The sequence below is a fragment of the Desulfobacula sp. genome (assembly GCF_030145145.1).
GTDB lineage: Bacteria > Desulfobacterota > Desulfobacteria > Desulfobacterales > Desulfobacteraceae > Desulfobacula.
In genome coordinates, this window is record NZ_JAQYWD010000074.1 from 1 (window position 1) to 12,704 (window position 12,704).

General features: G+C 43.3%; 11 protein-coding genes. 4 read left to right on the plus strand and 7 right to left on the minus strand.

What is annotated here, in order from left to right; all coding sequences use genetic code 11:
- Nucleotides 1-126: 126 nt before the first annotated feature.
- Complete coding sequence (locus tag Q1Q15_RS24890) at nt 127-687, minus strand: response regulator (protein WP_300465388.1); 561 nt, start codon at nt 685-687, stop codon at nt 127-129.
- A 302-nt stretch (nt 688-989) separates the two neighbouring features.
- On the opposite strand from Q1Q15_RS24890, the gene Q1Q15_RS24895 reads away from it, so the two are divergent.
- On the plus strand, nt 990-2,864 hold the full coding sequence (locus tag Q1Q15_RS24895; protein WP_300465390.1) for an aldehyde ferredoxin oxidoreductase family protein: 1,875 nt from the start codon (nt 990-992) through the stop codon (nt 2,862-2,864).
- A 198-nt stretch (nt 2,865-3,062) separates the two neighbouring features.
- Here Q1Q15_RS24895 and Q1Q15_RS24900 read toward each other — a convergent pair whose 3' ends face one another.
- Nucleotides 3,063-4,274 (minus strand): multidrug effflux MFS transporter, encoded by a 1,212-nt coding sequence (locus Q1Q15_RS24900; protein ID WP_300465392.1) that lies wholly within the window; start codon nt 4,272-4,274, stop codon nt 3,063-3,065.
- Between the two features lie 553 nt (nt 4,275-4,827).
- Between Q1Q15_RS24900 and rsgA the strand changes: the two genes are divergently transcribed.
- A complete protein-coding gene (gene rsgA / locus Q1Q15_RS24905; RefSeq protein ID WP_300465394.1) occupies nt 4,828-5,934 on the plus strand; it encodes a ribosome small subunit-dependent GTPase A in 1,107 nt (368 codons plus the stop codon).
- A gap of 70 nt (nt 5,935-6,004) precedes the next feature.
- On the opposite strand, the gene Q1Q15_RS24910 is transcribed toward rsgA, so the two are convergent.
- The 4 genes from Q1Q15_RS24910 to Q1Q15_RS24925 all read right to left on the minus strand — a co-directional run bounded on the left by Q1Q15_RS24910 (nt 6,005) and on the right by Q1Q15_RS24925 (nt 9,799).
- The gene (locus tag Q1Q15_RS24910) at nt 6,005-6,340 is read right to left on the minus strand and encodes an aldo/keto reductase (protein WP_300465396.1); all 336 of its coding nucleotides are present in this window, start codon (nt 6,338-6,340) and stop codon (nt 6,005-6,007) included.
- Between the two features lie 7 nt (nt 6,341-6,347).
- Nucleotides 6,348-6,500: a hypothetical protein gene (locus Q1Q15_RS24915; RefSeq protein WP_300465397.1), complete on the minus strand. Its 153-nt coding sequence runs from the start codon at nt 6,498-6,500 to the stop codon at nt 6,348-6,350.
- Between the two features lie 160 nt (nt 6,501-6,660).
- Nucleotides 6,661-9,393: a hypothetical protein gene (locus Q1Q15_RS24920; protein ID WP_300465399.1), complete on the minus strand. Its 2,733-nt coding sequence runs from the start codon at nt 9,391-9,393 to the stop codon at nt 6,661-6,663.
- Nucleotides 9,394-9,631: 238 nt separating this feature from the next.
- The gene (locus tag Q1Q15_RS24925) at nt 9,632-9,799 is read right to left on the minus strand and encodes a hypothetical protein (RefSeq protein ID WP_300465401.1); all 168 of its coding nucleotides are present in this window, start codon (nt 9,797-9,799) and stop codon (nt 9,632-9,634) included.
- A 58-nt stretch (nt 9,800-9,857) separates the two neighbouring features.
- Between Q1Q15_RS24925 and Q1Q15_RS24930 the strand changes: the two genes are divergently transcribed.
- Entirely contained in the window at nt 9,858-10,025 is a 168-nt protein-coding gene (locus tag Q1Q15_RS24930) for a hypothetical protein (protein WP_300465403.1), read from the plus strand.
- Nucleotides 10,026-10,243: 218 nt separating this feature from the next.
- On the opposite strand, the gene Q1Q15_RS24935 is transcribed toward Q1Q15_RS24930, so the two are convergent.
- Nucleotides 10,244-10,615, minus strand: a complete 372-nt coding sequence (locus Q1Q15_RS24935; RefSeq protein WP_300465405.1) for a transposase — start codon at nt 10,613-10,615, stop codon at nt 10,244-10,246.
- Between the two features lie 473 nt (nt 10,616-11,088).
- On the opposite strand from Q1Q15_RS24935, the gene Q1Q15_RS24940 reads away from it, so the two are divergent.
- The gene (locus tag Q1Q15_RS24940; RefSeq protein WP_300465407.1) at nt 11,089-12,480 is read left to right on the plus strand and encodes a hypothetical protein; all 1,392 of its coding nucleotides are present in this window, start codon (nt 11,089-11,091) and stop codon (nt 12,478-12,480) included.
- Nucleotides 12,481-12,704: the final 224 nt, after the last annotated feature.

Genomic DNA, 12,704 nt, shown 5'->3' on the forward strand with positions numbered 1-12,704 from the left:
GCTTTATTGCGCTTTTAGCCTCTTCAAGAACCGATTTTTGATAAAAAGCACAATAAAACAAGCCTGACCCGTTCAAGAAAATGCCAAAATGAGAATTGCTGATAAAAAAAATATTTAACTGACAGTTTAAGACATCAAAATTATAGCATCGGCCACTTCTTTCATTGTCCTGTTTTTTTCCATACTGATCTTCTGCAGTTTTCTGTAAGCCTGGGTTTCAGAAAGGTTTTCTTTGTTCATTAACAAGCCCTTCGCTTTTTCTATCACCTTCCTGCTTTCCAATTGTTCTTTCAGCCTGGATACACGTTCTGTTAATTTTGAGGCTTTTAGAAATTGTGTGACTGCCAGTTCAATACTGGGGGCAAGATCTCTTTCCCGAAAAGGTTTGGAAAGATAGGCCATCCCGCCGGAGTTTTTCGCTTTTTCAATCAATTGCCGGTTGCTGTATGCCGTTAAAAAAATAACGGGAAACCGGTTGGAAATTTTTTTTGCTACACTGATACCATCGATCTGGGGCATTTTAATGTCTAAAATGACCACATCGGGATTGACCTTTTCGATCATATCAAGCACTTCCTTTCCGTCGGAGGCTTCTGCAACAACTTCGTAGCCCATTTCCTCCAGTAATTCTTTTAGATCTGCTCTAATTAACGGCTCATCGTCCGCTATTAAAATACGGTAGCTCATACTTCAGCTCTTTAAAATAAAAATCATTCTTTTGTCAAGGCGAATATCAAAACAGTTCGCCTGTAAACCATTTTTTGCTTGACAACCCAACATCAGGGGTATTAAATCATTGGTGATCGTGAAGAAAGTTTTTACCAGAGGTAATGGAGCCTCTTTTACTCAATGTCGGGTAAAAGGGGCTTTTATATTTTTGCACAACAATGGTTTTCCAGCGCCCAGCGTCAGGATGCAAACAATCCTTGCCGCTGGGGAATAAAAGGGTCAAACCAGTAGTGTTACAACTTAACCTAGGAGGTGGGAATATGTACAAAGGTGGATATACCGGAAAAGTGTTAAGAATCAACTTAACGGATCAAAGTGTAAAAGAAGAAGACCTTCCCTTTCAGATGGCAAAGGATTTTATCGGTGGCGCAGGATTTGGGATTAAATACCTGTTTGATGAAGTGCCGGCAAATACAGACGCACTGGGTCCTGACAACAAACTTATTTTTTCCCCGGGTCCGTTTTCCGGAACAACTGTTCCCTGTGCCAGCAGGATGGCCGTTACAGCCAAATCCCCTTTAACCGGGGCGGTGGGCATGGGTCTGTCCGGCGGTCATTTTCCGGTGGAGTTAAAGTTTGCCGGCTATGATGTTATGATAATAGAGGGGCAGTCACCGGAACCGGTGTATATTTTTATTAAAAATGGAGACGTAAAGTTCCGTAGCGCAAAAAAACTCTGGGGAATGAAAACCACGGATACCCAGCAGATCATTAAAAATGATCTTAAGGATCAGAATGTTAGAATTGCCTGCATTGGACCGGCAGGAGAAAATCAAATCAAAATAGCCGCCATTATTAATGAATGGCGGGCAGTGGGGAGAAAAGGGCTCGGCGCTGTAATGGGGTCTAAAAACCTTAAAGCCATTGCCGTACGGGGTTCTGATAAAATACAGATTGCAGACAAAGACAAGCTCAAACAAGCCAAAAAAGTATTCACAACAGCGATGAATGACAGTGAAGTGCTTTATCCGGCATTTGCAAAACTGGGAACCGGAATGGTGGTGGACCACACCTGCCATATGGGTATTTTCCCGACCAAAAATTATACGACAACAGGCGAATATGATCCCATAGAAAAGATTGGTGTAGCAGTTCAGACTGACCGAACGGTGACAAGAGAACATTGTTACGGCTGCCCCGTGGGCTGCAGTCAGGTAAAACTGGCCAAAACCGGTGATTATGCCGGAACCCTGAGCGAAGGGCCCGAGTTTGAGACCATGTATTCTTTTGGCGGTGTCACCGGGGTGGAAAATATTGATGCCATCATTGCCGCAGATCGCCTGGCCGATGAAATGGGATTTGATACCATGTCTTCGGGCGTATCCATTGCTTTTGCCATGGAACTTTATGAAAAAGGCATCCTGACAAAGGAAGATACCGGCGGCATTGAATTAAACTTTGGTAATGATAAGGCCATGATGACCATCCTTAAACAAATGTCCTATCGAGAAGGACTCGGCGGTCTTCTGGCTGACGGCTCAAAAATTGCCGCACAGAAAATTGGCAAAGGATCTGAAAAGTATGCCATGCATGTCAAGGGGTTAGAGCTTCCCGCCTATGATGTCCGGGGGGCTAAAGCCCACGGACTCAACTATGCGACATCGTTTACCGGTGCGGATCACTGTCGGGGATATGCGTTCCAGGAAGTATTTGGAATACCCATCCCAAAAGAAGTGGACAGGTTTGCGGCTAAAGGCAAAGGCGAACTGACCAAATGGAACCAGGATATCCGTACCGCAGTGACTGATGCACCCACCATGTGCGGTTTTATTTTTGACATGGCCGTTATCGGTATTGCTGCCCAGAATACGGCAGATCTCATGGAAGCGGTCACCGGCATCGCTTATACAACCGATGATGTCCTTTTGGTCGGTGAACGGATTAATAACCTGGCAAGGGCGTTCAATGTAAGAGAGGGGTTTACCCGGGCGGATGACACACTACCTGAACGGCTTTTGACCGAACCCATACCAGGCGGTGCTTCAAAAGGCCATTTCATCAGCAAGGAAGAATTAAAGCTCATGCTGGATGAATACTACACGGCAAGAGGCTGGAACCTGGAAACCGGGTCACCAAGCAGGGAAAAGTTGACCGCTTTGAACCTGGCGTATGCCGCAGACGTATTGAATTTATAATAACATGCGATAAGTTCATCGTATCTTAATTTGCATTTAGCCGTTAGCTTTTGGGTTTTTAACGAACAGCTAATGGCTAAATGCGTCTAACCGCACAGGTAGAAAAATTTCAGGAAATACCCGGGAACAGGCCAAATCGATTTTTGGCCCCATTTAAGAGAATATCCATTGGGCCTTGCGCATCTCTGAATCCGAAAATCATCGGTTATCATCAGCCCAGTGCATGGCAGTGATCGTTAAAACGCCCAGAATAATAAATCCCAGGGCCAGGGGAACTGTAGTGCCATTGTAATACCGACCGATGATAACAGATAGTGGAGAAGAAATCAGGCTGGTCAATGAGCCGATGACGGCGGCACCCATTCCGGCAATATGTCCCAGTGGGACCATGGCTATGGCGTTCAAATTTCCGAAAAGAATACCCAGGCAGAAAAACGCTAACATGAAACAAAGCATGGTCAACCACAAGGGAGACGGTCCGTCCATTTGAAAGATCACAGCCAGATAAAAGATCATCAGGATGATAAACAAGACAACGGCCCGATATGACAGGGACCGCATGCCGAACCGCATAACGATACGGGAATTCACAAACGATGCACTTCCAATGGACAGGGCTATAACTGCCATATAAAATGGAAATTGCCGTCCAACATGGTAGATTTCCTGAAAAATTTGCTGGGCGCAGTTCAGGTATGACAAAAGCACCCCTGACATAAATCCTGCAGCCAGAGTGTATCCGAGGGACAGACGGTTGGTGCAGACCTCAACAAGGCCGTTGAGGATACGCCTGGCGGAAAAGGGCATCCGGTGCTGCCGGGGAAGTGTTTCCGGTTGTCGGATGGTGAACCAGGTCAGGGCGATGAGACCCTGGATCATTAAAGCGCCGAAAATCGCCCGCCAGTTCGCTTTGAGCAGGATAACCTGACCAATGGCCGGCGCTATGGCAGGAACAAAAATAAAGACAGCCATTATTGTTGACATGATCCTGGCCATTGCACGGCCGCTGTACTGATCCCTTATGAGTGCGACGATGGCTGTGCGCGGACCTGCTGCACCGATACCCTGGATCAGCCTTCCCACCAGCATAAGGCTGAACTGCCTGGAAAAGATCGACAATAAACAACCCAGTGAAAAAATCAAAAAACCGGTAAAGATGACAGGTTTCCGGCCAAAGCAATCAGACAGGGGACCAAAAAAGATCTGTCCGATCCCCATGCCGAGTATCAATACCGAAACAACGAGCTGGGCATCATTGGGATGTCCTGCACCGAGATCCCGGCCAATGTCGGACAAGGCAGGCAGCATCATATCAATGGACAAGGCGGTAATGGATATCATTACCGCCATCAGAGTGATAAATTCCCGGTAACCCGGACTGCGTATTTCTGCTTGCGTTTTGATTGGCATGGTGATCGTCCTTTTCGTTTTGCACAGTATCAATGATCGGATTGCTCATATCGGAATTTTCCTTCAAAGTAAAGGGCGGAATGAGATCGGAGGTTGTTTTTAACGGTTTTCTGATCCCCTTTCCAATATTTTGAATCAGCAAATAAATGGTCCGGACAGATAGACAGCAGACTCATTTGAATGATTGACTATTCGTACGATTTTATGATATTTATCCAAACGATTTTAAATTTTAAAAAAGGATTTTTTTGTTTACAAGATCATTAGAAATTGTGTCAACTGTTGCCGGCAAAAGGTATCATTAATCGGCGGTAGGTTGATTTTAGTTTAGATCAAATTAATCGTTTGGATTACATCCGACGATATAGGTCTTGACCATTCCGGATAAAGTTCTATCGGACATTCCGTCATTATTGTTACATCTTTTCAAAGCAACACCCCTACAGAGCGATATAAAGCCTTAAACTGCAACAGATCAACTGGATTGATGTTTGATTCAGTTAATCGCAATAATCTGTAAAGTTATAAAAACCATAGCCGGAGACCAATAATAATGACAAAGAATAAAGATACAAACAATATTTCCAAATCCCTTTCTATTTTGGGATGGGATTCTGATTTTCAGACACATTTAGACAACATCCGCAGGGGCAATGACAATGTTTTTCCTGCCAGAGTGATCGGTGTACACAAAAATAGTTTTCTCATTCGTCGAGGAAATAATGAAACGCTCGTTACCATAGCAGGAAGGTTCAATTACCAAAAAGATCGTCTGTTTCCAGTTATAGGAGATTGGGTCTTAATAGCTGACAAAGTCATTATAGATGTATTACCACGGAAAAATGCTTTATCCAGGGGAGCTGCTGGTACCCATGGCAAACAAGATGTGCAGCCGAATAAAGAACAGGTAATTGCCGCCAATCTTGACACGGTGTTTATCGTAAGCGGTATAGACCACGATTTTAACATACGCCGCATAGAACGATATCTTACCTTAATTTATAATTGTGGGTTGAATCCTGCAATTGTCCTGACAAAGGCAGACCTTCATCAAGACCCTGAGCGTTATGTTCGTGAGGTGGAAGCGGTGGCATTTGAAGTTCCCGTGCATTTGGTATCTGCAACGGATTCATATGGATTAACTTGTTTGGAACCCTATCTATCAGAAGGTCAAACCATCGCCATGATTGGTTCTTCCGGGGCCGGCAAATCTACGCTCGTGAATCATCTTTATGGAAAGGTCATACAACCCACCAATACAGTAAGCGAAAGCGTGGGGAAGGGAAAGCACACCACTACCAACCGCAGCCTTATCCTGATGCCTCAAGGTGGTATGGTGATTGACAATCCCGGTATTCGGGAAATCGGGTTCTGGGATGATGCCGGTGGCTTAGATATTGTTTTTCCAGAAATTGAAAACCTTGCCAACTGCTGTCGTTTTCAAGACTGTAGTCATACACATGAACCAGGCTGTCAAGTACTTCATGGTGTTATGATCGGTGCTGTCAAACAAGAAAGGCTGGATAGCTACCAAAAAATGAAAAGAGAATTATTATATTTATCTAACCGACAGCAAAAAAGTGCAGATCGAGTGGAGAAAGAACGCTGGAAAGGCGTTGCTTTAAAAATTAAATCCATAAACAAAAGGAGGCGCAATTGAAAGGAAAAAACCATATGATGGCATGTTTGCAGTGAATCAAAAACAACGCGGAATTTAGATAACGAATTCATCAACTGGAAAAGAAATGCAGAGAAGGATTTTTCCATGCGCTTTTCCAGTTCTTCTTCCGCTTGGATCCAATTGCTTTAAGTTTAGAAAGGAATTCAAGCACGCCAAGCTCTTTTAATTTATTAAAAGATTCACCATTCAGGGCATGCAACAGGTAATAGTCGATATAATCAGTTTGAAGTTTTTTGAGTTGAGCTTTGATTATTTTATCCATATTGTCGGCTTGATTAACAGACCAATGGGGCAATTTTATGGCTATGTTTATTTTTTTTCGAATCCCTTCCTCGTTAAGAGTTTTTCCAAGAAAAGGTTCACTCGCCCCCATATGATATGGCATGGCTGTATCAAAAATAATTCACACCTTCATCAATAGCCATTAAAAGTTGTTTTTTAGCTCTTTTTTCATCAATTCCGCCTCTTTTTTCAGGTAAACGCATACAGCCAAAACCCAGAATCGATATATCTTCCCCAGTTTTGGGTATTTTACGATATTGCATAAAGATCTCCCATTGAATGGATTACTTTTAAACTTTTGCAGTCCCTTTTTCCTTGTCTGATTTTTTTCATTTTTACAAATAATTTTTCACGCACCAGGATTCGACTAATTTTTGATATTCAATGCTGCTGTTTGGACTGAGCCCTAAAGATACGAAGTACTCACTCCCCGCTTTCGTTCTTGATGTGTTGAATAATGTATATAGTATCTTTCAGGTCTATTTTCCCGTCATCATTCACGTCTGAAGACGTATCAGCAGAATTTTGTTGAAAAGTTATAACCTTAAATCCGAGTTGAGAATCCTCAAGACCAATTCTTTTATCATTATTTAGATCTCCTTTTATAACAATACAGCCGTCATCATATACATTTGCGCCTGCAGGAGTATTGGGGCATTTGTCTTGTTCGTCTAAAATACCGTCTCCATCTAAATCACCTAAAATTGTCGCCGTTACTGCATAAGCGCTTAAGCTGGTGGCAACAAAGCTGGCATCAATGCCGTCAAAAGCAAGATCAGAGGCTTTGTACTCAGCCCACGCCCCATCCACAAGATACCAGATGGTTAGATTTGAAAGATTCTCGGTCGAATAAGCATCAAGAGACAGATAAGCCGGATTGTCGGAGCTTACTGTATAGTTTAATGTTGAAAAGTTCCAGGCGGAAAGTATTTTTTCGCTTGTCCCAGAAAGAAGCCCCCGAAGGAGATCGAGATCGTCATCACTGACAGCACCTACGGCAAGGGTGATGACTACGGATGTGTCGGTCCCAAGAAAGCCGACGTCTACAGAATTACCACTATCAGCGTCGGTGACAAGAACCCTTTGGTTGACGGCCAAATCAAGGGTTACGGTTGCCCCGCCTATGCCTTGAGCCATAACGTTATCAGTGACCGTTATAGTGTGATCGATTGCATCCCATATTCCACCGAGGGTTTGGACGATACCCGCGCCCGCCATTGTACCGTATGCCATCGGAGTATAGATGCCCGGAATCACCCCCGTATCTGCTACAAGACGTACAGTTCCTTCGTTGCTAATGTCGCCGATCCTCCAATCATCCTCAATAATAGTGCCATCCTTGAGGCGGCCATAGTAACCAACATTGAGAAAGCTTTCAGTATCAACGGTTAAGGTTGAGCCGCTGAAGATATTGACATCATTTGCCCTCACAAAGCCTCCTTCGGTGAGAGTAAGTGTTCCTATGCCGCTGTAGCCGATAGTGAGATGGAGACCACCATCACATGTGGACCCTTCTCCGTTAACGGTCACCGCCCCCACAGAGCCGGATTGGCTACCGATAGAAAATGAACTTTTATGGGAAGTCTGGACAAGCGAACCACCGTTGGTAATGCTCAGAGTACCTGCGCCATTGAGACCAACATTGATACCAAACAGGTTCCAGGTAGAGCCCTCTCCGTCGATGGTTGCCACCCCTATGGAGTCAGAATTGAGCCCGAGCTTTGTAGCAGTACTCGTTACCGAACCGCCATCGGTAATTGATATTGTCCCGTTACCGTTGTAGCCCACATTGAGACTCCCGTTGGCGGTCCAGGTGGAGGCCTCGCCGTTGACGATTACCATCCCTGAGGCGTCAGCATTGTACCCAAGGTTAGCAGCTGAACTAATTACTGAACCACTATTGATTACAGAAAGCGTTCCACTGCTTCTGTGACCTACATATAGAATGCCGCTGTTCCAAGTAGACCCTTCGCCGTCAACAGTCACCGTTCCATTGGAATTCGGATTGTTCCCGACATAGCCGGCCAAACTAGTTACCAATCCGTTATCGCTTACAGAAAGTATTCCTGTGCCGGTCTCACCGACATAAAGACCGCCACTGTTCCAAGTAGATCCTTCACCGTTGACGGTTACCCTCCCGTGGGTATCTAAATTGTGCCCGAGGTAAGCAGAGTATGTATTTGTCATTGATCCGCCATTGGTTATGAGAAGCGTTCCACTGCCATTGTGGCCGACATGGAGATAGCCGTCGTTGACCGACCATGTAGCCCCCTCACCGTCGACAGTAGCGGTTCCGGTTGCATCTGAATTGTATCCAAGATAGCCGTCGCTCGAAGCAACAGATACGCCACTCATTATTATGAGCCTTCCTTCCCCACGGTAACCAACCCCGAGAGGGTTCGAAATATCTTGATTCAGATTTATGGTGACGTTGTCAATTTGAAAAGTTTGTGTGTCGCTGTTTGAATTGTTTAAGATAATATCTTCATCGGCAACGATACCGGAGGTATTGATTGTTCCGGTGCCCGACAGCTGAAACGCACCGGTGTATAGCATTCCAGTGGTAAGTGTGCCATCATTGCCGCCAAAGGAGATTTTTCCCAGTTTCTCCATGTATGTAACTCCAGAAATCGAAACAGATGCACCATTCAAAATATTAATAAGGCCTGTACCAGAAAAACCGACAGAAATAGAGCCGCTGTTCTGCCAGGTAGACCCTTCTCCGTTTACAGTCACTATCCCGCTTGAGCCCGGTTCACTCCCAATACTAGCGCTTTCCGTCATCACAAAACCTTTATTGAGTATTGAAAGCGTTCCATGACCTTGGTAACCGACATGTAGAAGAGGGTAAGTCCCTGGAATTTTGACAGTCCATTCAGATCCCACACCGTCAACGGTCACCGATCCATTGGACTCTGATCGGAAACCGACATATACATAATAATTCGTCAGCGTGTCTCCGTCAGTAATACTCAGCGTACCCGTGTCAGAAAAGCCGATATACATATTCGTACTTATCCAGTTCTTATAGGGATAAGGAGTTACATCACCACTGGCTGACAATGCCGCGTACCCAGCAGAAGTCATGAAAATCCCTACCGCGATTATCGCCAGCAGAGTGCAAATAAATTTCCGTAAAATAAAAAACCGGTTCATATTTTTATTACCTTAAATAGTAGTATTTAAACCAAGGACAAATTTTTTTGTTAAAACAAGCAAAAAACGAACCAACTAAATACTTTAGTTCTATTACCAATCGCGGAAGCCGTTACATCAACAGATTGATCGTAGGTGGCGAGGATAAATGGCAATCAAAGGATTCCAAAGGATAGGAAAAAAATGTTATCTATTGATACTTTTATTCCCATAGAAGATTATACTATCTTACCTAACACTACAGCGACACTTTTACGCCTAACTCTTTAGCGAAAGCAATTTTTCTTTTTCTATGGCTTTGATACGCAATTTGGTTACGTTTGAAATGGTATTTTACAATTTCTAAAGCCCCTTTACGTGTAATAGAACGAATAGACAAAACAACTTGAATTAATTTCTTATCCATTGCTAAACTTAGGCATTTTTTTTAACTTACGTCTGACACGGAAAAGGAAGGAAGTGCTTTGCCAGCATCACATAAAGCATATGCCGATGCCATGCCGGCCATGATCTATGTTCATATTGATCCATTCCAAGATGCATTTTTCCTTCCTGGAAACAGCGCTCAATGGACCAACGCAAACAAGATGCACGGCACAATTCTTCAAAAGATGTTGTTTCGGGGGCATTAGAAAAGGCGTATCTTGTCTGATTATCAGTACGTTTTCTGATCATGAGCCAAATCGGGTCGTCCTGCGGCAATCCGTCACGAGAAGGAAATACTCTCAAGCATGCTACATGCGCAAGAAGTGGACCTTTAGTTCCTTCCCCAAAGTCGATATCGCTGCCAAAACTTGCATCGCAACCAACCCATCTGGCTGGAAATTTGTCTATGACGGATTTTATCAAGTCAGAAGCAATTTGATTTTTTGTTTGAAATTTCAAATTTTCCGGAACATTGACAATTGTCCTTTTTGCCAGTATTGCCAAAATATTGAGGTGCGACTCCAACAGAATGTTTTCCTTTTTTTGGAAATTCGGAAGCGTCTATAGTCAACATTCCATCTTCGGTTGATAGTTCCTGCGCAACAAATTGTTGATGTTGCTGAAGCATCGCCTTATCATCCCATTTGTGGCCTAAATAGTGATACCGTTTTACCAACTCGTCCCATAGCGGTTCCAAATCACTCCCACAAACTTGACGCAGGTGTACTTGTGAAAAATCTTTCAATGACCCGGTAAAGGATTTCTGTTCTTCTAATGTATCAATATTTATCTGCACAATTTCCTCCACAGTTTTTCATGTAGATGGTTAGTGTAGCAGATAAATAGCGGTATGTTTATGATTTAATGTGTCGCTGTAGTGCTAATAAACGCATCAAAAGGTCTGAATTCGATGCGAAATTATTTCCCCATTGTAGAATTTTGATAATTAGATTAAAAACAAATACTTAATCGAAACACTAGGCGAAATCTTGGGAAAACTTTTTCTGATTTTATTACATTTTTTAATGAGAAAAGAACTACCTAAAAAACTGTAAAATATATAAAATTAAGCCTTTACCTGACCATATCAAGTGGCACAAATTTTGCTTGATAAAATCATTTAATAAAGTAAAAGGATAGGGTTAAATTTTGTGCTATTAAGAAAGTGTTAATTTAGCATCAAGAAGTTATACTTTAAATTTATACGACTTTATTTTTCCGTTTCAAATACTATTGCTGATTTAGGATAGGTTAGAATAGGAGGGGGTTATGAGTGCAGAAAGGGTTTTGATGACTCGGTTGGTTAAAATTACAATAACTACTTTGGCTATAGTCCTGTGTACAACTGCCGTGTTGCGGGCTGGCGAGGTCAACCTTATCATCTACCAACCATCTAATTTCCAAAACGGCGGCTATGGTTTATCGAACGGTTCTGAAATTACAGGACTGCTTAATGCCGCGTTCGGTAACAACGTGACGGTTGTTTCCTCTTTCAATCTTTCGCAAACTCTATCCGCCGATGCAATTTGGCTCGACTTACCTTATTCTAAAGCTATGTCAGCATCTGATCGTGCTGTTCTTTCTCAATTCATTTCTACAGGCAAACGAGTAATGATGAATGGCGAGCGCAGTCGTTATTGGAAAGATTGGAACAATAGCATCCTTTCCATTGTGGGAGGTATTGTTGGCCCGGACTATACCCCGAATTTAGTTTTGAATCCTATCATTTTGCACCAACTCACAGATGGTGTGGATCATGTCACGGGGCCGGGAAATGCTGGGACGGCGCAAGGTGGTATCCAAGTCTTCTCCGACTACAACGTTATAACGCTCTGGGGGCAGAATCAGAACGTCTTGTCGATCCTCGACATATCTATCATGTTCTGGAATACAGACGCCAGCGGAAGTAGATTCCGTCAAAATGTTGTTAATTGGCTATCTGATCCCATACCGGGGGCAGCTTCTTTAAAAATAACAAGTTCAACATATGCCCAGGCAGCTCTAATTGATGGAACACTCTCAGAACAGATTGATAAAGTAAATTTCGGACCACCAGCACATAACTCTGATGAATGGTCCTCAGTTCAGCGACAATTTGATAATCATGTGGCAAGTTCGTTTGGGTGTTCAAGTGTGCCTGAGCCGCTGAATGAACCATATATTTCGGCTAATGAATTCATTGATGATGCAAATGAAGTTACTTATGACAACTGTTCTTCATCATTTTATAAATTCACATTTGAAGTCCCTAACTGTTCTGACGTTCTTAGTGCTTCATTAAATGTCAATGTTGATGATATGGCGGTGGCTTATTTAAACGGATACAGGATATCTCCCAAGATTTCTGCGGATGATTTTACAAGCGAAGCTGGTAGGGAAAGAACTGAAAACGGATTGCCAATTCTATCATGGCCGAACTTGGATACCTTGAATATTGACTCTGACAAATTGGTTAAAGGAGAGAACGTTCTTGTGTTCGGTGTAATAGGAGATGCCATTAATGAGTTTGGAAACCAATTGGAACCTACGGGCGTTGAATTCATTTTGGACATTGACATCAAAGAGCCTCCTTGTAAAGGAGACCTTGATGAAAATGGAAAAGTGGATAAGGGTGATATAATATTATTACTCCAGGTTTTATCTGGCGATAGGGTTCATTGATTTTTGGTTCATTATCAATATTGGTTACACTTACATCAGCAGGGTTTACATCATAAGATGACGGTGGAGGCGGGCCAAGTTCCGGCTGATCCATCCGAGGCTGGGCTGGCGCAGAGACGACCCTGTGTCCCCCCTCGTAACCACCGAGATCTTTAAGCCGAAAACGGTTCATCATCTGATGAGAGTCTGGAAGTTTCTACTCCAGCATCGTTAACACCTTTAAC